The sequence below is a fragment of the Burkholderia sp. BC1 genome, from assembly GCF_052683555.1.
The window spans coordinates 19261-40746 of record NZ_JBQYLP010000046.1 but is presented as its reverse complement, the minus strand read 5'-3'; the positions used below and the strand labels follow the sequence as shown (position 1 = coordinate 40746).

At 67.9% G+C, this 21486-nt stretch carries 18 protein-coding genes; 9 read left to right on the top strand and 9 right to left on the bottom strand.

Translation table 11 applies throughout. The features are described from left to right. The first annotated feature begins 83 nt into the window (after window positions 1-83). Together ACSHSS_RS20915 and ACSHSS_RS20910 are read left to right on the top strand one after the other, a co-directional pair. Window positions 84-1100: an AraC family transcriptional regulator gene (locus ACSHSS_RS20915; RefSeq protein ID WP_006412465.1), complete on the top strand. Its 1017-nt coding sequence runs from the start codon at window positions 84-86 to the stop codon at window positions 1098-1100. Between the two features lie 128 nt (window positions 1101-1228). Next, a complete protein-coding gene (locus ACSHSS_RS20910) occupies window positions 1229-1867 on the top strand; it encodes an isochorismatase family cysteine hydrolase (RefSeq protein WP_006412473.1) in 639 nt (212 codons plus the stop codon). Between the two features lie 174 nt (window positions 1868-2041). Here the strand turns inward: ACSHSS_RS20910 and ACSHSS_RS20905 are convergent, their stop codons facing one another. Together ACSHSS_RS20905 and ACSHSS_RS20900 are read right to left on the bottom strand one after the other, a co-directional pair. Beyond that, window positions 2042-2773: a ribonuclease T2 gene (locus ACSHSS_RS20905; RefSeq protein WP_006412484.1), complete on the bottom strand. Its 732-nt coding sequence runs from the start codon at window positions 2771-2773 to the stop codon at window positions 2042-2044. A 341-nt stretch (window positions 2774-3114) separates the two neighbouring features. After that, window positions 3115-4518, bottom strand: coding sequence for an HdeD family acid-resistance protein (locus ACSHSS_RS20900; RefSeq protein WP_445545471.1), 1404 nt, complete (start codon window positions 4516-4518; stop codon window positions 3115-3117). Window positions 4519-5029: 511 nt separating this feature from the next. On the opposite strand from ACSHSS_RS20900, the gene ACSHSS_RS20895 reads away from it, so the two are divergent. Beyond that, a complete protein-coding gene (locus ACSHSS_RS20895) occupies window positions 5030-5587 on the top strand; it encodes a helix-turn-helix domain-containing protein (RefSeq protein WP_006412495.1) in 558 nt (185 codons plus the stop codon). Window positions 5588-5717: 130 nt separating this feature from the next. Further along, window positions 5718-6296 carry an HD domain-containing protein gene (locus ACSHSS_RS20890; RefSeq protein ID WP_006412506.1) on the top strand — a complete coding sequence of 193 codons (579 nt, stop codon included), beginning with the start codon at window positions 5718-5720 and terminating at the stop codon, window positions 6294-6296. Between the two features lie 88 nt (window positions 6297-6384). Here the strand turns inward: ACSHSS_RS20890 and ACSHSS_RS20885 are convergent, their stop codons facing one another. Beyond that, the gene (locus tag ACSHSS_RS20885) at window positions 6385-7923 is read right to left on the bottom strand and encodes an MFS transporter (RefSeq protein WP_006412493.1); all 1539 of its coding nucleotides are present in this window, start codon (window positions 7921-7923) and stop codon (window positions 6385-6387) included. A gap of 177 nt (window positions 7924-8100) precedes the next feature. On the opposite strand from ACSHSS_RS20885, the gene ACSHSS_RS20880 reads away from it, so the two are divergent. Next, on the top strand, window positions 8101-9021 hold the full coding sequence (locus tag ACSHSS_RS20880; RefSeq protein ID WP_006412501.1) for a LysR family transcriptional regulator: 921 nt from the start codon (window positions 8101-8103) through the stop codon (window positions 9019-9021). A 46-nt stretch (window positions 9022-9067) separates the two neighbouring features. Here ACSHSS_RS20880 and ACSHSS_RS20875 read toward each other — a convergent pair whose 3' ends face one another. The 6 genes from ACSHSS_RS20875 to ACSHSS_RS20850 all read right to left on the bottom strand — a co-directional run bounded on the left by ACSHSS_RS20875 (window position 9068) and on the right by ACSHSS_RS20850 (window position 16610). Further along, on the bottom strand, window positions 9068-10207 hold the full coding sequence (locus ACSHSS_RS20875) for an enoyl-CoA hydratase/isomerase family protein (RefSeq protein ID WP_006412509.1): 1140 nt from the start codon (window positions 10205-10207) through the stop codon (window positions 9068-9070). Beyond that, on the bottom strand, window positions 10204-10995 hold the full coding sequence (locus ACSHSS_RS20870) for an enoyl-CoA hydratase (protein ID WP_035955458.1): 792 nt from the start codon (window positions 10993-10995) through the stop codon (window positions 10204-10206). The genes ACSHSS_RS20875 and ACSHSS_RS20870 overlap by 4 nt, the downstream gene beginning before the upstream one ends. Beyond that, window positions 10995-11894 carry a 3-hydroxyisobutyrate dehydrogenase gene (gene mmsB, locus ACSHSS_RS20865; protein ID WP_006412505.1) on the bottom strand — a complete coding sequence of 300 codons (900 nt, stop codon included), beginning with the start codon at window positions 11892-11894 and terminating at the stop codon, window positions 10995-10997. Before mmsB ends, ACSHSS_RS20870 begins: the two co-directional genes overlap by 1 nt. Window positions 11895-11967: 73 nt before the next feature. Then, the gene (locus ACSHSS_RS20860) at window positions 11968-13497 is read right to left on the bottom strand and encodes a CoA-acylating methylmalonate-semialdehyde dehydrogenase (RefSeq protein WP_006412453.1); all 1530 of its coding nucleotides are present in this window, start codon (window positions 13495-13497) and stop codon (window positions 11968-11970) included. 98 nt (window positions 13498-13595) lie between these two features. After that, window positions 13596-15302 carry an AMP-binding protein gene (locus ACSHSS_RS20855; protein WP_006412497.1) on the bottom strand — a complete coding sequence of 569 codons (1707 nt, stop codon included), beginning with the start codon at window positions 15300-15302 and terminating at the stop codon, window positions 13596-13598. A 174-nt stretch (window positions 15303-15476) separates the two neighbouring features. After that, window positions 15477-16610 carry an acyl-CoA dehydrogenase family protein gene (locus tag ACSHSS_RS20850; RefSeq protein ID WP_006410592.1) on the bottom strand — a complete coding sequence of 378 codons (1134 nt, stop codon included), beginning with the start codon at window positions 16608-16610 and terminating at the stop codon, window positions 15477-15479. A gap of 136 nt (window positions 16611-16746) precedes the next feature. On the opposite strand from ACSHSS_RS20850, the gene ACSHSS_RS20845 reads away from it, so the two are divergent. The 4 genes from ACSHSS_RS20845 to ACSHSS_RS20830 all read left to right on the top strand — a co-directional run bounded on the left by ACSHSS_RS20845 (window position 16747) and on the right by ACSHSS_RS20830 (window position 21388). Next, a complete protein-coding gene (locus ACSHSS_RS20845) occupies window positions 16747-17784 on the top strand; it encodes an AraC family transcriptional regulator (RefSeq protein WP_035956131.1) in 1038 nt (345 codons plus the stop codon). A gap of 115 nt (window positions 17785-17899) precedes the next feature. Next, window positions 17900-19474: an NfeD family protein gene (locus ACSHSS_RS20840; protein WP_175794975.1), complete on the top strand. Its 1575-nt coding sequence runs from the start codon at window positions 17900-17902 to the stop codon at window positions 19472-19474. After that, a complete protein-coding gene (locus ACSHSS_RS20835) occupies window positions 19471-20244 on the top strand; it encodes a slipin family protein (protein ID WP_006396471.1) in 774 nt (257 codons plus the stop codon). Before ACSHSS_RS20840 ends, ACSHSS_RS20835 begins: the two co-directional genes overlap by 4 nt. Before the next feature lie 46 nt (window positions 20245-20290). Next, entirely contained in the window at window positions 20291-21388 is a 1098-nt protein-coding gene (locus ACSHSS_RS20830; RefSeq protein WP_175794977.1) for an Abi family protein, read from the top strand. The last annotated feature ends 98 nt before the right edge of the window (window positions 21389-21486 follow it).

The following is a 21486-nucleotide window of genomic DNA, read 5'->3' as shown; positions in this document are numbered from 1 at the left end:
TGTTGGTGATCGACACCCGCACTCTAGCAATCGCGCACGCGCGTTATTTGACGTCACGAGACTATTGTTTTACATTTTGAGACATGGATCCCTTGCTCAGAGCGAGCGGCCTTCGCGGCTACCCTGCCCTCATGCGCGACATGGGCTGCGATCCCGTGCCGTTGCTGCGCCGGTATCACATCACGGAAGCGGCACTGGAACGCGACGACACGCTGATATCGCTGCGCTCCGCCACGCATCTGCTGGAAGCCAGCGCCGAGGTGACCGGATGCGGCGATTTCGGCCTGCGCCTGTCGTCGTATCAAAGCATCGACGTGCTCGGTCCGTTGAGCGTCGTGCTGCGCAACGCGCCCACCATCCGCGATGCGCTGAACGATGTGATGCGCTACCTGTTCGTGCACAGCCCGGGCATCGTCGTATCGGTCAACGAGCGTAGTCGTCTGGTCGAGAACACCGTCGCGGTGTCCGTCGAACTTCACCTGTCCGGTCCGGTCGTCACCCGGCAAAACAGCGACCTGTGCCTCGCGGACGCACACAACTTCCTGCGGCTCTTTGCCGGAGACCGCTACGCGCTGCAAGCGGTATCGATACCGCACGAACCGGTCGTCGGCCGCGCGGTGTATGAGCGCTTCTTCGGCGCGAGACTGCTGGAGGAACCGGTCGGCGCCACGCTGTATCTGGCGCGCGATACGTTCGCGGCCAATGTGCAAGGCGCGAACGCATCGTTTCACCAGATCGCGGAAGACTACATCTTCCGGAATTTCGGGGCCGCCCAAGGGAGCACGTCGGATCGCGTCCGTCAGGTGTTGCGGCAAACGCTCGGCACGTCGAGCGCCGACAAGGCCGGCGTCGCCGCCGTGCTTGCGCTGCATCCGAGAACGCTGCAGCGTCGCCTCTGCGCGGAGGGGACGAGCTTCGAAATTCTCCGGGACGACGTCCGCAAGCAGCTCGCCGTGCACTATCTTCGCAACACCCGGCTGAGCATCGGCCAGATATCGTTGATGCTCGGCTTTCCTGCGCAATCGGCGTTATCGCGCGCTTGCCGACAGTGGTTCGATCTCACGCCCTCGGAAATCCGCGTCGGCAATCGGCCAACGTGAGTGCCGCCGCGCGGCAAAGTTGACCATCGCGTAGGATGCACGACACGCCGTGCGCCTACGCTGGACGGTCGATACACTTTGCCGGTACAAATAGCGCTATCCGAATCCGCAGCCCTGGGAGATCCTCCGTGACGCATCCGGGAAACGCATCCGACACCGCATCCGCAACCGGCAACGCCTCCGCCCAGCACGAAGCATCGCCGCTGCCGGCCATCACGCCCGCGCGCACCGCGCTGCTCGTCATGCATTACCAGACCGACATCCTCGGGCTCTTTCCGTCGGTCGCGCCCACCCTGCTCGCCAACACGCGCGCGCTATGCGACGCGGCCCGCGCCAGCGGCGTCGCGGTCTATTTCGCGAACCTGCGATTCAGCCCGGGCTACCCGGAAGTCAGCCCGCTGAACAAGAACGGACAAGGCATCAAGCAACTGGGCCTGTTCATCGACGACGCGCCGTCGCCCGAGCTCGCGCGGCGCGACGACGAGCCGCTGATCGTCGCGCATCGCGCCAGCGTCTTCTTCGGCACCGATCTGCAGGCGCGTCTGGCCGCACAACACATCGACACGCTGATCATGGTCGGCATCGCGTCGACCGGCGTCGTGCTGTCGTCGGTCGCCTATGCGAGCGACGCGGACTTCCGCCTGTACACGGTCAAGGACTGCTGCTACGACCCGGATCCGGTGGTTCACGAACACCTGTTCGCCACAGCGTTCGAAACGCGCACGACGGTGCTGTCGCTCGACGATGCGTTGCGCATGCTCGCATAGCGTCGCGATCGTCACGACATCGCCGACACCGCGCGGTAACGCGGCATCGGCCAGGCGGTCAAGGCCAGGCCTCCGCCGAACGGGCGCCGATTCGAACGGCGGCGCCCGACGGCCTGTTTTGCTTACGACGCGGCCAGCGCGGCGCGCACATCGGAACGCCGCCGCGCGTCCGCATCATTTCGCGATATACACGCCCGACGTCGGACACGTGCCTTGCGTATTGCCGTCCGTCACGAGCGACGCGGCGCTCGGGAACTGCGCGGTCGCATTCGTCTTCACCGCGATCCACGCTTCGGTGAAGTAGCTGACGCCGTTGACCTTCGTGCACTTCAGCGACACCGCGCTGCGCGTATTGCTGCCGAACGCGCCTTCGAACGCGGACAGCAACTGGTTGCGCGTCACCGTCTTGCCTGCGTTCGCCTGCAGGTACGTGTTGAACGACGTGTTGCCGAGCCGGCTGATCATGCCGGTCGCCTGATTCCAGTACGCATCCGGCGAGGCCGAATTCGAACAGGTGCCGTGCTTGAACCATTCGTGCTTGTCGAGGCACGATGCGACACCGGGCATATACGTCGACAGCGTGTTACGCGTCGTCGCGCTGATCGGGTACGCGTCCATGCTGCACCACTGGTGCGCGTTGTCGAGATCGACGTCGCTCTGCGGTACGCCGCAGTAGAACGGCTGGTTGCCGTCGTAGTTGTTCGGCCACAAGCCGTGCAGCGACAGGCTCGTCGCCGCATACGAGCCGGCGAGGTTCGCGCACTCGGGCGTGTCGTGCGATGCGCAGAAGCCGGGCTCCCACGATGCCGCGAGCAGCAGGTAGTCGTAGCTGGTCTGCGCGGCGGCGTGCAGCGAAGCGGAAGCAACGGCGAATGCGACAGCGGCGCGGGCGAGCGTCTTGAGCATGGCGTTTCCTCGGAAAAGGCTTGCGGTCGCGGGATGCGCCGCAAGGTTGTCGAATGTTCTGCTCGCGATTTTGGCCGGCGCTGCGTGGCACAAATATGAAGGCTACGAAATATGTTTGATCGCGACCGCGAAACATCGACACGCCTCGCATGATCGGCATGACATCGACGGGCGTGGTGTGGTGCAGTCGTCTCGCGTATGCCGGCGATGCGGACTTCCTGCCGTATAGGGTCAAGGACTGCTGCTACGCCCCCGCTCGCGTCGTCCACGAGCATCCCGAATCCCGCACCAACATGCCGTCGCTACCCGAAGCGTTGATACTGCTCGCACGGCGCGCGCTCTCACTTCACCGAAGCCGTCCCCGACCGGCCACCCGCGAGCGCCTCGTTGTCCTGCTCGCGCCACCCGCGGCGCAGCGCGATGATCGCCGTCACTGTCGAGCGCGCGACCTTCCACCACGCGAACGGCCGCGGGTCGGCCAGCACGCTCAGCGCACGTGCGTAGTCGAGCGTGAGGCCCGGCGTCCACGCCATCGTCACCGCGCGTTTGCGGATCTGCGCGGCGACCCACAGCTCGGGCGTCAGCAGCAAGCGGACGAACGCACCCCAGCCGGCGCGCGCGCCCTTCAGCCGCCACACCGCGCCGTCGAGCGCCGCTTCGAGCGCGTTCGACACGCTGCTCGAGCAGTTCCGGTGCGTCAGGTTGTACGTCGTGTTCTGCCGATACGTCGACCAGAACGCCGCAAGTTTTGCCGGATCGTAGTTGCGGATGCGCACGCGCACGGTCGACGGACACCACGCTTTCGACTCGGTCGCATAGTCGGGCTGGAACAGCCCCGGCACGTCGTTCTCGCGCGTGGCGCGCAGGAGGCGCGTGAACTCGTCCGGCGAGCGGTCGATTTCGACTGCGGGATACAGGCTGATGTAGATGCCCTCCGGCGATTCGAGCGCGGCGTGCCCGGTCGAGATCACGCCGTTGACGTCGACCGCCGCGATGTAGCGGTCGATCACCGGATACCGATGCGCCTCCGCCTTCGACGAACCGGTCGGCGTCCACACGTGTACGGTCAGCGCGCGCTCGTCGTCGGCAGGCGGGCCGTCCCATTCGGTCTGCGTGAACGACGGCACCGCACGCGTGTCGTCGAGATCGGGTGCGACCGACGGCGCGGGCGACGTCGCGAACGCCGGATTGCGCGTCAGGCGCCGTACGCGCGCGGCGAGGCTCAGCAGGTGCATGCCGCCGAACATCAGCAGCAGCCCGAGACAGTACGGAACGGTGCCGACGTAGTGCGTCGGGTACGGCTGATAGAAGAAGACAGCGAGCAGGATTTCGACGGCGCCCCACGCGAACGCAACATGCCAGCGCCGGTAGCGCACCATCCACGCGGCCGTGCATTGCAGCAGCCCGTCGACGAGAAACAGCGTGCCGAAGATCATCGACAACAGGAAGTGCCCGTGGCGATGCCCGGCGAACACGAGCGTCGCGGCCGTTACCGCGGCAATGCCCTTCACGTAGCGCAGGATGCGCTGGCCGCCGACGCCGCTGCCGGCGACGGCGAGCGTCGCGAGCCCTTCGATCAGGAACAGCCACGCGAAGAACTCGATCGGAAAGTGCAATGCGCCGTCGAGCGCGTCGACGAAGATGCCGACGCCGGCGACGACCCACAGCCAGCCCAGCGCCCTCAGTCCGCGCCAGCGCGTACGCAGATATTCGATGCTCAGCAGCAGCAAGACCAGTCGTACCATCGCGTCCTCGAATGTCCTTTTTTGAGAAACGCGGCCATCATGCGTTTCGTGTTGTATGTCTAGCACGCACTGCGCTGCACGTGCCGCAGCGCCGCAAGCGGTGGTGGCCTGTCGCGCGGCAGCGGCGCGTGTCGTTCTCGGCATGCATCGCACCGCGTCGAATAATAAGATATGACGCGGCGGGTTGAAAGCGTGTCGAAATGGTCGGCCCACGTGCGGCGCTTCGCACAAAGGTGCGGTCGTATTCGGCGGTTCAAATGCGATCTGCCCAGAATGGCGGCTCCGCGTGCATGTGACGTCCACCGGCCGCCGCACCGCGCGCACCGATAACGGCATCCGCCCTCGATCGCACGCCAATGCGCGACGCCCGCCCTGTCGCCCTCGGCGGCAGCGTGCTCGCGCCGTTTGTCCGAATCGCGATGAAATCGAAAAGCACGTCCCCTGATCTAACGCGACGCCAACGCGCACCGCGCCGCGTTAAACGCAACGACTGTACCGACGGAGCACCGACATGCCCGATTCACCGCTTCACACGCCGCCGCTCGGTCCGCAGCTGAAACGCTGGCGCCTGCTGCATCGCGTCAAGCAAAGCCATGCCGCCGAGCTGTTTGGCGTCGCGCAATCGACGATCTCGCGCTGGGAAGCCGGCGTCCAGCAGATGTCGCCCGACGAGCGCGCGACGGCGGAACGCCTGCTCGCCGCGCGCCTCGACTCCGCGGGCGACCATGCGCTCGCGCGGCTGGTCGCAGGGAGCGCGGGCCGCATGCATCTCGTCTGCGATCTGACGCACCGGCTGCTCGCATGCTCGCCGTCTCGCGCAGCCGAGTTCTCGCAGCCGCTGCCGATGTTGCTCGGCACGTCGCTGTGGCGCTATGCGACAGAAGAAATCGTCCGGATGGAAACCGCACTGGACACACTCGGCTGGCACGATTGCGCAGGACCGCCGAGCGTCGAATTCGACACCGGCACGAACGCGTCGCGCGTCGTGCCGATCCACCGCAGCCGATGCCGCTGGACGCGGATCATGCTGTCGGACGGGTCGGCGGCACGGCTCGTCGAAACGCTCTAGCACGCGCCTACGGTTTGCTCGTTACAGCGACAGCGGCGCCCGCCGGATCCGATGTCCACGCATATTTCATGCGTGGACATCCCGCGCGCACGCAACGTACGCTGGACGACCCTGCACACCAACCAGAACCATGAACCCCGACACGATCCGCGCACGGCTCGATTTCCTGCGCGAAGCCGAACGCCTGAAGGACGTGCTGCGCAGCGGTCGCACGTCGTCCGGCCGCCGCGAAAGCACCGCCGAGCACAGCTGGCGGCTGTGCCTGATGGCGCTCGTGTTCGCCGACGCACTGCCCGGCATCGACACGCTGAAGCTGCTCAAGCTGTGCGTCGTCCACGATCTCGGCGAGGCGCTGCACGGCGACATACCGGCGACCGAGCAAGCCGCGCATCCGGACAAGAACCTGCACGAACGCGACGACCTGCTCACGCTGACGGCCGCACTCGATCCCGTGCTACGTAACGAGCTCGTCGCACTGTGGGACGAATACGATGCGGCCGCGTCGCCCGAAGCGCGCGCCGCGAAGGCGCTCGACAAGCTCGAGACGATTCTGCAGCACACGCAGGGCGCCAACCCGCCCGACTTCGACTACGCGTTCAATCTCGCCTACGGCCGGCGCTATACCGATGCGGCACCGCTATTCAGCGCGATCCGCACGATCGTCGATGCGGACACCCAGCGCAGGATCGACGCGCAAGCACAAACGTAATCGCAAACGCACACGCACCGCGAACAACCCGCATCGAAGCCCGCCCACAACGCGGGCCACACGGCAGCACAGCCAACCGCTCGCGCGCTCACTCGCACACGGCCGCGCTGCGCCGCGCCGGCGCGAACGCGACGGCACTCGCGGTCGCCAGCACGGCCACGCCCACCGCACCGTACACCATCACCCAGCCGAACCCGTGCACGAGCGCCGCATGCAGCGCGGCGCCGGTCGGGTCGGCCTGCACGAGTGCCGGCGCGATCGCACGCAAATCTTCCGTGCGGCCCGCCGCGATTTCCTGCGCGAGCGCGCGCAGCGATGCATCGCCGATTGCCGCTGCAACGCCGCCCTTCAGGCTCGCGACGATTCCCGCCACGAGCACGAAGCCCATCATCGCGATGTTCAGCGCGAGCGAAATCATCCGCGCGCTCATGTCGATACCCGACGCCATCCCGGCCCGCGCGCTCGGCACCGCACCGGTCGTCGTGTTCGTGACCGGCGTGTTGGCGAGCCCGAGCCCGATGCCGGCGATCACGCAGCCGGGCAGCATCGTGAGCCAGCTTGCGTGTTCGGCCGCGCTGCCGATCCGCATCAGCGCAAACCCGGCCGCGATCGTGAAGAGGCCGCCCGGAATCACGACGCCCGGCCCGTAGCGCAACGCGAGCCGCTCGCCGAACGGCGGCGCGACGAGCGTCGGCAGCGTATAGGCGAGCAGCGCGAGGCCGGCCGTCACGCTGTCGTAGCCGAGCGCGACCTGAAACCAGATCGGCAGATAGATCATGAACGGCCAGAAGCTGAAGTTCATCCCCATCGAGCCGAAGATCGCGCCGGTGAACGCGCGAATGCGGAATACCGAGAAGTCGAACATCGGCCGCGCACTCCTGCGCTCCGCGACGACGAACGCGCCGACCGCGAGCACGGTCGCGCCGAGCACGCCGAGGCCGGCCGCGCTCGTGAGCCCGAGCGCCGCACTCTGCGTGATATAGAACGCGAGGCCGAGCACAGCGAGCGACAGCGTGACGATGCCCGCGACGTCGAGCGTGCCCGCATGCGGGTCGCGCGACTCCTGCACGGCGCCGCCGATCAGCGCGAGCGCGACGGCCGCGAGCGGCGCATGCACGAGAAACACCCACGGCCAGCTCGCGACCGCGACGATCGCGCCGCCGACGATCGGCCCGAAGCCGAGACCGATCCCGAACACGATCCCCCAGATGCCGAATGCGCGGCCGCGCTCGCGCCCTTCGCGAAACTGATGCGACAGCACGGCGATCTGGCAGATCAGCATCGCGCCGCCGCTCGCGCCCTGCAGCAGCCGGCCCGCAACGAGCACCGGCACGTTCGGCGCGAGTCCGCACAGCAGCGACGTCGCGCCGAACAGCGCAGTGCCGATCACGTACACGCGCTTGCGGCCGAAGCGGTCCGCGAGCGTACCGGCCGCCATCAGCACGGTCGTACACGCGATCGTGTACGCATTCATGATCCACTGCATGCCGTTGAAGTCGCCACGCAGCACGTGTTCGAGCGTCGGCAGGATCACCGGCACGCTCGAGATTTCGAGGCCGAACATCAGCGATGTGAGACAGACGGCCGCCAGCGCGACCGCATTCCTGCGGGATTCGGATAGCGTCATGCGTATTGCGCGCGGCCGTCGCCGAGTCGCGCGCCTCCAGGTCAAAAGGATTCGCCGCGTGCGCGCCGGCGTCGCACGCTGAACGGGAATCGGTACTATAGTGAGAATTTCGCTCCCCATTGACGCGTCCACTTCCCCGAACTGCGGAACACGAGGACGCAATCCGGCACACATCCCATGACGGACAAACTCGACGGCGTGACGACCTTCGTGCAGGTCGTGGAATCGGGCAGCTTCGCGCTGGCCGCGGAGCGGCTCGGCATGACGCGCTCGGCGGTCGGCAAGGCGATCGCGCGGCTCGAGAAGCGGCTCGGCGCGCGGCTACTGCAGCGCACGACGCGCAGCCAGAGCCTGACCGACGACGGCCAGGCGTACTACGACCGCTGCGTGCGCGCGCTGGCCGAACTGGAGGCGGCGGAAGCCGATCTCGACTGCGGCCGCAACGAGCCGCGCGGCAAACTGCGGCTCAGCGTGCCGCTCGCGTTCGGCCATCATTGCGTGACGCCGATCGTGCTGGATCTCGCGCGCACCTATCCGCACCTGCGGATCGACGTATCGATCACCGATCGGTTCGTCGACCTGATCGAGGAAGGGATCGATCTCGCGGTGCGGATCGGCCCGCTCGAGGACAGCACGAGCCTCGCGGTGCGGCGGCTCGGTACGCAATACGGCAGCCTCGGCGCGGCGCCGTCGTATCTCGCGCGCTACGGGATGCCGCAGTCGCTCGACGATCTGAAAAACCATCGGACGGTCGCGTATTCGCGCTCGGGCGTCGTTCAGCCCTGGTACCTGCGTGCGCCGGACGGCTCCACGGTACACATCGACATGCCGCACCAGCTCAGCTTCGACGACGTGCAGGCGATCGCCGCGGCCGGCGCATCGGGCTTCGGGATCGCATGGCTGCCGAGCTGGCTGCTCGATCAATACGTGAAGCGCGGCGAGATGGTGGTGGTGCTCGACCGCTGCTTCGTCTGCGAAGGCGACATTCACGCGATCTGGCCGAAAACGCGCTACCTGCCACGCAAGACGCGCTGCGTGATCGATGCGCTGGTGGAGGCCGTGCCGCCGATGATCGAGCGTGCGCCGGCGAACGCATGACGCAGACGACACCCGACGCACAACGCGGCACGTCGGGCGCGCGCGATCACGCGGCGCCGAGATCGGCGAGCGGATGCGCGAACAGCTTCCACGGCGACGTCAAGAAATGCCGCACGCGCTCCGCACGCAGTTCGACGAGCGTCGCGGGTGCCCAGCGCGGCTTGCGATCCTTGTCGATCAGATGCGCGCGCACGCCTTCGCAGAAGTCGCCTTCCTCGATCGCGCGCGCGACGATGCCGAGCTCCATCCGGAACGATTCCGCAAGCGTCATCTGCCGGCCGCGCAGCAGCGCTTCGCGCGTGACGGCCAGCATCGTCGGCGAATGGCCCGTCAGCGCGTCGAGCGTCGACTGCAGCCACTGACGCTGTTCGCGCGACAGCTCGTCGCGCAGGAGGTCCTGCTTCAGCGTCGCGACGATCCGCTCGACCGGCGAACGCTTGTCGAAGTGCCGGACGATCCACGGCAGTTGCGTGTCGAGCGCCGCGTGCGGGACGACATTGCACGGCGGCTCGAACACCTTGCGCAGCGCGGGCAGCGCATCGCCGTCCCAGTTGACGCGCTCGATGCGCGTCTCGAACGTGTCGAGCCACGACGACGGCACACAGAGGTCGGCGAGCTTCGCGCTCAGCGCATCGGCACCCGACAGCGTCGCACCGGTGAGGCCGACGTACAGCTCGAGTTCGACGGGCATCCGCCCGAGAAAATGCGTCGCGCCCACATCCGGCACGAGGCCGATGCGCGTTTCCGGCATCGCGATCTTGCTGCGCTCGGTCGCGACGCGCAGCGCGGCACCCTGCGCGAGGCCCATGCCGCCGCCCATCGTCACGCCGTCCATCAGCGCGACGACCGGCTTCGGAAACGTATGGATCGCATGGTCGAGCCGGTATTCGTCGACGAAGAACGGCAGCCACGTCTCACGCTGCGCGACCATCCGGTGCAGCTGCCGCACGTCGCCGCCCGCGCAGAAACCCTTGTCGCCGGCACCGCGCAGCACGACCGCGACGATGCGGTCGTCGTTGCGACAGCGTTCGAATAGCACGGCAAGCGCGCGCACCATCTCGTACGACAGCGCGTTCAGCGCGGACGGACGATTGAGCGTGATCAACGCGACGCGGTTCACCACGCGAAACAGCACGTCGTGCGCGGGATCGGTGAAGGCATCCTGGTTCGTGGCCGGCGTGCTCATCGTGACTGCTCTCCTTCAGGTTGCCATTGCGGTGCGCGCTTGCCGAGAAACGCGGCCACGCCTTCGCGCGGATCGTTCGTGTCGAACAGGTCGACGAAGCGCTCGCGTTCGACCGCGAGCGCCGCGCTGCGCGGCACGCCGCGGCGCGCGAGGCCGATCAGTTCCTTGCTCGATGCGACCGCATGCGGGCTCTGCCGCGCGACGTTGCGTGCGAGCGCGAGCGCCGCGTCGCGCGACGTGCCCGTATCGACCACGTCCTCGACGAGGCCGATGCGCAGCGCGGTCGGCGCATCGACGCGCGTGCCGGCCAGGATGATCTTCTTCGCCCAGCCTTCGCCGACGAGCCAGGGCAGCGTCTGCGTGCCGAGCCCGCACGGCAGCAGCCCGACCGACGGCTCCGGCAGCGCCATCTGCGCATGCGCCTCGGCGATCCGCAGGTCGCACGCGAGCGCGCATTCGAGCCCGCCGCCCATCGCATAGCCGTTGATCGCCGCGATCGTCACGAAGCGCGCATCGTGCAGCGCCTCGAACGCCGCGCCGAAGCGCGCGGCCATCTCGCGCGCGACCGCGCGATCGCCGTCGGCGAACGTGTTCAGATCGGCGCCGGCGCTGAAGAACTTCGGGCCGTCGCCGGTGATGACGAGCGCGCGCACGCGCGCATTCGCGTTCAGCTCGGCGACGTACGCCTGCAGTTGCCGCAGCCCGTCGGCGGTAAACGCGTTCGCGGGCGGACGCTTCAGCGTCGCGCACGCGATCGCGCCGTCGTCGACATAGTCGAGTTCGATCATCACGCGTCCTTCTTCATTGCCGGTTGATACAGGCGGATCACCGCCGAGAAATCGAGCTGGCCGTCGCCGCGGCTGCTCATCGTCTGGTACAGCTGCTGCGCGAGCGCGCCGAGATAGACGGGCTGACGCGCCTGCTTCGCGGCATCGTTCGCGAGACCGAGATCCTTCAGCATGAGGTCCGTGCCGAACCCGCCCGTATAGCCGCGCGACGACGGCGCGGTCTCGATCACGCCCGGATACGGGTTGTACGTGTCGGAGCTCCAGCAGCGGCCGGTCGACGTGTTCATGATGCCGGCGAGCACCTTCGGATCGATGCCGAGCGCGACGCCGAGCGCCATCGCCTCCGACACGGCCGCCATCGAAATGCCGAGCACGAGGTTGTTGCAGACTTTCGCGACCTGCCCCATGCCGGTCGCGCCGCAATGGACGATGTTCTTGCCCATGCCCGCGAGCACGGGTTTCACGCGCTCGAAATCGGCGTCGCTGCCGCCGACCATGAACGTCAGCGTGCCGGCCGCCGCGCCGCCCGTGCCGCCCGACACCGGCGCATCGACGAACGCGCCGCCGTGCTCGCGCACCAGCGCGCCGAACGCCTGCGCGCTCGCCGGATCGATCGTGCTCGAATCGATCACGGTCGCGCCGGACTCGAGGCCGGCCAGCACGCCGTGCTCGCCGGTCAACACCGAACGCACGTGCGGCGCGGCGGGCAGCATCGTGATCACGAATGCGGCGCCGCCGGCCGCGTCGCGCGGCGACGTCGCCACTTGCGCGCCGGCGTCCTGCAGCGCGCGCAGCGCATCGGCGCTCAGGTCGAACGCGCGCACGTCGTGGCCGGCCTTCAGCAGGTTCAGCGCCATCGGCGCGCCCATGTGGCCGAGGCCGATAAAACCGATCTTCATCGTTTGTCTCCCATCGTCGGGCGCCGCCGCTCGCGCAACGGCGCCCGCCTATCGTTTCGTCGCGTGTGCGCGCTCAATGCAGCCGGATCGTCGTGTTGACGGGGCCGGCCGTCGTGTCGTCGTCGAACCAGCGCGCGGTGACGGTCTTCGTCTGCGTGTAGAACTGCACGACCTGTTTGCCGTACGGGCCGAGATCGCCGAGCTTCGAGCCGCGCGAACCGGTGAAGCTGAAGAACGGCACCGGCACCGGAATCGGAATGTTGATGCCGACCTGCCCGATGTCGATCTCGCTCTGGAACTTGCGTGCGGCCGCACCGCTCTGCGTGAACAACCCGACGCCGTTGCCGAACGGGTTCGCGTTGACGAGCGCGATCGCGTCGTCGAGCGTGTCGGCCTCCATCACGACGAGCACGGGCCCGAAGATTTCGTGCGTATAGATCGACATGTCGGGCGTCACGCCCGAGAAGATCGTCGGCCCGATGAAGTTGCCGTTCTCGTAGCCGGGCACCTTCACGTCGCGGCCGTCGAGCACGAGCTTCGCGCCCTCCTTCACGCCCGCCTCGATCAGCGACAGGATGCGCGCCTTCGCGCCGCGCGAGACCACAGGGCCGACGTCGGTGCCGGGCTCATGGCCTGCGTTGACCTTCAGCGCCTTCGCCTTCTCGACGATGTCGGGCAGCCAGTCGCGCGCGGCGCCGACGAGCACCGCGACCGACGTCGCCATGCAGCGCTGCCCGGCCGCGCCGAATGCCGCGCCGACGAGCGCATTGACCGCCTGTTCGCGGTTCGCGTCGGGCAGCACGACCGCGTGGTTCTTCGCGCCCATCATCGATTGCACACGCTTGCCGTGCTGGCTGCCGAGCTGGTAGACGTGCGTGCCGACCGCGGTCGAGCCGACGAACGAGATCGCCTTCACGAGCGGATGCGAGCAGATCGCGTCGACGACCTCCTTGCCGCCATGCACGACGTTCAGCACGCCCTTCGGAATGCCGGCCTCGAGTGCGAGCTCGACGAGTTCCATCGTCGTCATCGGGTCCTGTTCCGACGGCTTCAGCACGAACGTATTGCCGCAGACGATCGCCATCGGGAACATCCAGAGCGGAATCATCGCGGGGAAGTTGAACGGCGTGATGCCCGCGCAGACGCCGAGCGGCTGGCGCAGCGTGTACGTATCGACGCCGCCGGCGACGTTCTCCGCGAATTCGCCGAGCTGCAGCGTGCCGATCGAGCACGCGTGCTCGACGACTTCGAGCCCGCGGAAGATGTCGCCTTCCGCATCGGGCAGCGTCTTGCCCTGCTCGGCGGTCAGCGTCTTCGCGATGCGCTGCTGGTTCGCGCGCACGAGGTCCTGGAACTTCAGCATGATCCGCATGCGCGCGGCGATCGGCGTGTTCTTCCACGTCGCATAGGCGGCATGCGCGGCCTGCACGGCCGCGTCGACTTCGGCGACGGTCGCGAACGGCACGCGCGCGAGCACCTGCTGCGTGGCCGGGTTGACGATGTCGCGCCACTCGTTCGTGGCGGACTCGACGAAAGCGCCGTCGATCAGCAGCTTGACCGTCGGCACGTCTTGCCCCGTACGGGGCGTCGGATTCGCGTTCATCGATCCTCTCTCCTTCAGCGCGCCGCCGCGCGACGTGCGCGGACGGCAGGTTCAGGCCGGCCGCGCTGCGCGCACGCGGCGCACAGCGCGCGGCACGGTCATTTCAGTTCGGCGGAAAAATCCTCTTCCCAGTATTCGCCGGGCATGCGCGCGGTCGCGTCGTCGCCGCGCTCGATCTCGCGGCGGCGCAGCTCGACGCGGCGAATCTTCCCGGAGATCGTCTTCGGCAGTTCGGCGAACTGCAGCCGGCGGATGCGCTTGTACGGCGCGAGCTTGTCGCGCGAGAACCGGAAAATCTCGAGCGCGAGCGCCGCGCTTTCCTCGTAGCCCTGCCGCAGCGTGATGTACGTCTTCGGCACCGAGAGCCGCACCGGGTCCGGGCTCGGCACGACGGCCGCTTCGGCGATCGCCGGATGCTCGATCAGCACGCTTTCGAGCTCGAACGGGCTCAGCCGGTAGTCGGACGACTTGAACACGTCGTCCGCGCGGCCGATATAGACGTAGTAGCCGTCGTCGCGGCGCATCGCGATGTCCGACGTGCGGTAGTGACCGTCGCGCATCGCGTGCGCGGTCGCGTCGCGATTGTTCGCATAGCTGGTCATCAGCCCGACCGGGCGCGCGCCGTCCGCGTCGAGCGGCAGCGCGACCTCGCCCTCGCTCACCGGTGCGCCGTCGGGATCGAGCAGCGCGATCCGATAGCCGGGCAGCGGCCGGCCCATCGAGCCGGCGACGACCGGCTGGCCCGGCGAGTTGCCGATCAGGCAGGTCGTCTCGGTCTGGCCGTAGCCGTCGCGGATCGTGATGCCCCACGCCTTCTTCACGCGCTCGATGATTTCCGGATTCAGCGGCTCGCCCGCGCCGACGATCTCGCGCAGCGCCACGTCGAACGACGCGAGCGGCTGCTGCACGAGCATCCGCCATACCGTCGGCGGCGCACACAGCGTCGTCACGCGGTACTTGACGAGCGCATCGAGCACGGCCTTCGCCTCGAAGCGCGCATAGTTGAACGCGAACACGCAGGCCTGCGCGTTCCACGGCGCGTAGAAGCAGCTCCACGCGTGCTTGGCCCAACCGGGCGAGCTGATGTTCCAGTGGATGTCGCCCGGCTGCAGCCCGATCCAGTACATCGTCGACAGATGACCGACCGGATAGGTACGGTGCGTATGCTCGACGAGCTTCGGCTTCGACGTCGTGCCCGACGTGAAATACAGCAGCATCGGATCGTTCGCATGCGTGACGGCGTCGGGCTCCAAGGCGGCGCTCGCCGCGTAGCCGTCGTTCATCGCGAGCCAGCCGTCGCGCGGCGCGCCCGCGACGATCCGCTGCGCGAGGCCGAGCCCCGGCTGCTCGAACTTCGCGGTTTCGTTCTCGTCGACGATCGCGTATTTCGCGCCGCCGATCTGCACGCGGTCGCGCACGTCGTCGGCCGACAGCTGCGTCGTCGCGGGCAGCACGATCGCGCCGAGCTTCATCGCGGCGAGCATCGCGTCCCAGAGCTCGACGCGGTTCGGCAGCATCAGCAGGATCCGGTCGCCGCGCCCGACGCCGATGCCGCGCAGCCAGTTCGCGATCCGCGACGAGCGCTCGGACATCTGCGCGAACGAATACGGCTCGCCGGTGCCGGTCGCGCCGTCGACGATCCAGAGCGCGGGCCGGTCGTTGCCGCGCGCCATCGGATCGAAGTAGTCGAGCGCCCAGTTGAACGTGTCGAGCACCGGCCATGCGAAATCGCGATAGGCGGTTTCGTAGTCGGTGCGGTGGCGCAGCAGAAAATCGCGTGCGTCCAGGAATGCCTGTACCGTCATCGTGTCGTCTCCTGTCCCATGCCGGGCATGTCTCCATGCATCGCGCGACCGTCCGGCGCACGGCCGCGCACCGGACGGTTGCTTGTCGGACGGCGCACGGTCACGTCGTTGCGTGCCGCGTTCACCGCGCTTCCCTCGTGCTCTTCAGGCCATCGTGACGGCGACCGGCGCGGCTCAAAGCTGCCGCGCGATCACCATCCGCTGCACTTCGCTGGTGCCTTCGTAAATCTGCGTGATGCGCGCGTCGCGATAGTGACGCTCGACTTCGTAATCGACGAGATAACCGTAGCCGCCGTGGATCTGGATCGCATCCGAGCACACGCGCTCGGCCATTTCCGACGCGTAGAGCTTCGCCTGCGACGCTTCGGACAGGCACGGCAGCCCAGCCGTGCGCAGCTTCGCCGCGTGGTGCACGAGCAGGCGCGCGGCGTTGATCTGCACGGCCATGTCGGCGAGCTTCTGCTGGATCGCCTGATGCTCGGCGAGCGGCTTGCCGAACTGCACGCGCTCGCCCGCATAGCGGCGCGCCTTGTCGAATGCCGCGCGCGCGATGCCGAGCGCCTGCGCGGCGATGCCGATCCGCCCGCCTTCGAGGTTCGACAGCGCGATCTTCAGCCCTTCGCCGCGGTTGCCGAGCAGGTTTTCTTCGGGAATCGCGCAGTTCTCGAGCGTGATCGGACACGTGTCCGACGCGCGGATCCCCATCTTCTTTTCCGGCTTGCCGACGATGAAGCCCGGCGTGTCGGTCGGCACCAGGAAGGCCGAAATGCCGCGCTTGCCGGCATCGGGATCGGTCATGGCAAAAACGATCGCGACGCCCGCGCGCTGGCCGTTCGTCACGAACTGCTTCGCGCCGTTCAGCACCCATTTGCCGTCGCGCAGCTCGGCGCGCGTGCGCAGGTTGTTCGCCTCGGAGCCGGCCTGCGGCTCGGTCAGGCAGAATGCGCCGATCACGCGCCCGGCGGCCATGTCGCCGAGCCAGCGCGCCTTCTGCTCGGGCGTACCGAAGCCGAGGATCGGCCCGCAGCCGACCGAGTTGTGCACGCTCATCATCGTCGCGCAGGCGGCGTCGCCGGCCGCGATCTCCTCCATCGCGAGCGCATAGGCGACGTAATCGGTGTACGAGCCGCCGAGCTCCTGCGGCACGATCATCCCGAGCAGCCCGAGTTCGCCGAGCTGCGCGACGACCGCGTCGGGCAATTGCGCGTCGCGATCCCACTGCGCGGCGTTCGGCGCCAGCACCTCGGTGGCAAAAGCGCGCGCGGCATCGCGAATCATCCGCTGGTCTTCGGTATAAAGCGCATCCATGGTGCGGCTGTCTCCTGCGGCCGCAGGGTGCGGCCGTCGTTCTGTTTCGATGCAATCAGTGTAGGCAAGCGTGCGCATCTGTTCGATGCTCGCGCCGCTCATTTACACTGAGCGTTTTTGCCATACCGGCACCGGGATGAAGCAGGAAGACAAGGGAACCGTCGCGATCGGTCTCGTCGCGTACAGCGTCGCGCTCGCCGTGCGCCGCGGCGTGGCGGCCGCGCCGCTGCTCGCGCAGGCCGGCATCGCGCCCGCGCTGCTCGAGCAGCCGCGCGCGCGCGTGTCCGCGCAGCAGTACGGCGCGCTGTGGAACGCGATCGCGCGTGCGCTCGACGACGAATTCTTCGGGCAGGACAGCCACCCGATGCGCAGCGGCAGCTTCGTCGCGATGAGCCAGGCCGCGCTGTCGGCGGCCGACGGGCTGCACGCGATGGCGCGCGCGGTGAACTTCATGCACTGCGTGCTCGACGATCTGCACGCGGAACTCGACGCGAACCCGCAGCGCGTGCGGCTGCGTTTCGTGCATCGCAACAACGGTGCGACGCCCGCGATGTTCACGTACGCGACCTATTTCATCATCGTGTACGGGCTGACCTGCTGGCTGATCGGCCGGCGCATCCCGCTGCTGCACGCGAGCTTCCGCTGCGATACGCCGCCCGCCGATCACGAATATCCGTCGATGTTCTGCGACGACATGCGCTTCAACCAGCCCGATTCGTATGTGGATTTCGATCCGGAATTCGCGACGCTGCCGGTCGTGCAGAACGCGAAAACGCTGAAGACGTTCCTGCGCAACGCGCCGGCCAGTTTCATCGTCAAGTACCGCAACCCGAATGCGCTCGCGCCGCGCGTGCGCGCCGTGCTGCGCGGGATGCCGCCCGCCGCGTGGCCCGGCGCGGCGGGAATGGCCGCGCGGCTGTACGTCGCCGAAGCGACGCTGCGGCGCAAGCTGCATCAGGAAGGTCACGCGTATCAGTCGATCAAGGACACGCTGCGGCGCGATCTCGCGTTCGAAGCGCTCGCCGATCCGACGCGCACGATCGCGGACGTCGCGGCGGCCGCGGGCTTCGCGGAGCCGAGCGCGTTCTATCGCGCGTTCCGCAAGTGGAGCGGGCGCAGTCCGGCCGAATACCGCGACGAAGTGCTCGCGCGGGCGGGCAACGCGCGGCCCTGAGTCGCGCGGCGACCGTCTTCCCGCTCTGCGCGGAAACCGCCTAATCTTTAAGCGTCGGGCCCAGCCCATTCCGCGAACCGGACGGCATGCGGCCGCGCGCCGCCCGGACGTCCCGATGCACGCTCCACGTCACGGACCGCCGCACGCCGCGCGCGGCGGCCGCCCTCGTCACCCGCTGTCCGCGCGGGTCGCGCGCGCCGCGCTGTTCGCGGTGCTGCTCGTCGTATGCGCGGCCGTCGCCGCGCCGCCGCCTGCGCCCACGCCCTCGCTTGCGCCTGCGGGCCCGGCGCCCGTGATCGTGATTCCGCTCAACGGCGCGATCGGGCCGGCCAGCGCCGACTTCGTCGTCCGTTCGCTCAAGCGCGCCGCGCGCGAGCATGCGCCGCTCGCGATCCTGCAGCTCGATACGCCCGGCGGCCTCGACACGTCGATGCGGCAGATCATCAAGGCGATCCTCGGCTCGCCGGTAGCGGTCGCGGCCTTCGTCGCGCCGGGCGGCGCGCGTGCCGCGAGCGCGGGCACCTACATCGTCTATGCGAGCCATATCGCGGCGATGGCGCCCGGTACCAATCTCGGCGCGGCGTCGCCGGTGCAGCTCGGCGTCGGCGGCGGTACGCCGGCCGCGCCGCCGCAGGCGCCGACGTCGCGCGGCGCGAGCCCGTCTTCGGCATCGGGCACGCCGACTGCGCTGCCGGCCGACACGCAATCGACCGAGATCCGCAAGGCGACGCAGGACGCGGCCGCCTATCTGCGCGGCCTCGCGCAACTGCGCGGACGCAATGCCGAGTGGGCGGAGCGCGCGGTGCGCGAGGCGGTCAGCCTGTCGGCGAACGAAGCGCGCGCGCAGCACGTCGCCGACCTGATCGCACAGGACCCGGCCGATCTCGCGCGGCAGCTCGACGGCCGCAGCGTCACGACGGCCGCCGGCACGCTGCGGCTTGCGACCGCGCACGCGCCGCTCGTCGTCGTCGAGCCCGACTGGCGCAGCCGCTTCCTGTCGATCGTCGCCGATCCGAACGTCGCGCTGATCCTGCTGACGATCGGCATCTACGGGCTGTTCTTCGAATTCGCGAACCCCGGCTTCGTGCTGCCGGGTGTCGCCGGGACGATCTGCCTGCTGGTCGGGCTGTTCGCGATGCAGCTGCTGCCCGTCAGCTATGCGGGCCTCGCGCTCGTGCTGCTCGGTCTCGGCTGCCTCGTCGCCGAAGCGTTTCTGCCGACCTTCGGCGTGCTCGGCTTCGGCGGCATCGTCGCGTTCGTGATCGGCGCGCTGATGCTGATCGACACCGACGTGCCCGGCTACGGCATTCCGTGGCCCGTCATCGCGAGCCTCGCGCTCGGCGGCGCGCTGCTCGTCGCCCTCGTGTCGAGCGTTGCGCTGCGCGCGCGGCGGCGGCCGGTCGTCACGGGCGGCGAGGCGATCGTCGGCAGCATCGGCGAAGTGCTCGACGACGGCCTGCACGCCGACCAGCCGCACGAGCCGAACGGCGCGGCGCCGCCGTCGGCGGCCGGCTGGGCGCGCGTACACGGCGAGCGCTGGCGCGTCGCATGCAGCGCGCCGCTCGCGGCCGGCTGCCGCGTGCGCGTGACCGGACGGCAGGGGCTGACGCTCACCGTCGCGCCGCTGTACGACGCGGCGCCGGCGCCGCGCGCGCCGCTTGCATCGCCACCACAGGGAGACGCTCGATGATCGGTTATACGTTCGGCTTCGGCAGCGTTTTGATCGTGTTCGTCGCGGTGCTGATCGCGTCGTCGATCCGCATCTTTCGCGAGTACGAGCGCGGCGTCGTGTTCATGCTCGGCCGGTTCTGGAAGGTCAAGGGACCGGGGCTCGTGCTGATCATTCCGATCGTCCAGCAGGTCGTGCGGATCGATCTGCGCACGGTCGTGTTCGACGTGCCGGCGCAGGACGTGATCACGCGCGACAACGTGTCGGTGAAGGTGAACGCGGTCGTGTATTTCCGCGTCGTCGATCCGGAAAAGGCCGTGATCCAGGTCGCGCGCTTTTTCGAGGCGACGAGCCAGCTCGCGCAGACGACGCTACGCGCGGTGCTCGGCAAGCACGAACTCGATGCGCTGCTGGCGGAGCGCGAACAGCTGAACGCCGACATCCAGAAGACGCTCGACGCGCAGACCGATGCGTGGGGCATTAAGGTATCGACGGTCGAGATCAAGCACGTCGACCTGAACGAGACGATGGTGCGCGCGATCGCGCGGCAGGCCGAGGCCGAGCGCGAACGGCGCGCGAAGGTGATTCATGCGGAAGGCGAACTGCAGGCGTCGGAGAAGCTGCTGCAGGCCGCGCAACGGCTCGCGCAGCAGCCGCAGGCGATGCAGCTGCGCTATCTGCAGACGCTGACGACGATCGCGGCAGACAAGAATTCGACGATCGTGTTTCCGTTGCCGGTCGATCTGCTGGGGGTGTTGCTCGAGCGGTGGGGAGGGAGGCGGGAGGAGTAACGCGGGTTCGGAGCGTGACCGTAAGTATTGGCCGACGCGGGCGGCCGTGCCGCATCGGCCGAACGGTATGAAAGGTGCCGCTGGCAGCGAGTTGGACGTATATATCGAGATCCATGCATGGCGGTACGGATCGACGATGGGCAAGAATCGAATCAGGAAGACAGCACCGGCGACGCCAACCAGAACGTACGGCAAAGTGGCGCTCAGCGCCGAGAAAACACTGCATCGCCTGTGGCAACGCGGCCTGCGCATCGACGATCGCCCCACGAATTTGCGCGTACTCCGGTCGATCGGCCATTTCCGGCTGCTGGTCTACATGCGTCGGTTTCAGAACCCCGCTACGAAGCAGTTCTGGCCCAGAACGCGCTTCTCCGACATCGCTGAGCTGTACGCATTCGATCGGCGCCTGCGCTCGATCACAATGGACGCGGTCGAACGCATCGAGGTTGCGCTGCGTGCCGCCCTCAGCAATCCTCTCGCGATCGACTACGGCAGCCACTGGTATATCGAGAGGGAGCGCTTCGTCGACCTGCGCCAGTATGCGCGCGTACTGGACCAGATTGCGAGCGAATGCGAAACCCGGAAAGCAGCGGCGCTCGCTCATTACTACCGGACCTACGCCAGACCCGACTTGCCGCCGATCTGGCTAGTCTGCGAGCGGCTCAGCCTGGGCGCGTTGTCGCGGCTCTTCAATGCGCTGTCGATACGTGACCGCAAGACCGCCGGGCGCCACATGTGGCCCGACATCCCGGACACGGTGCTCACCAGCTGGCTGCAATCGCTCACGGACCTGCGCAACGCATGTGCGCATCACGCCCGGCTCTGGGGAATGAAACTGACGGTATCGCCTCCGGCGAAGCCGGCCGCGCGCAATCTCGCCCGGTATGCAGCGGAAATGACACGGCCGGAGACGTTTTACGCGCGCGCGACGATGGTCAAGGCCTTGCTCGATCCGCTCGGCCACGGAGACGAATGGCGCGAAACGTTGCGAACTGTTTTGGCGGGTTGCGAGCACGTGGCCCCATCGACGCATCTCGGTTTCACGACCGATTGGCATTTGACGCCGGCATGGCAACAGGCGCCGGCCCGACCCGATGGGGAATGCAATACGATGCACTTTGACATCCCGACGAAAGTTCGTTAGCATCTTCGATGACAACGCTGGGGACGCCTCTCGACGATGCGCAACACCTCAGACGGCAAAAGGACGCGCAAGCGTCCTTTTTTTATTCCCGGCCGTTT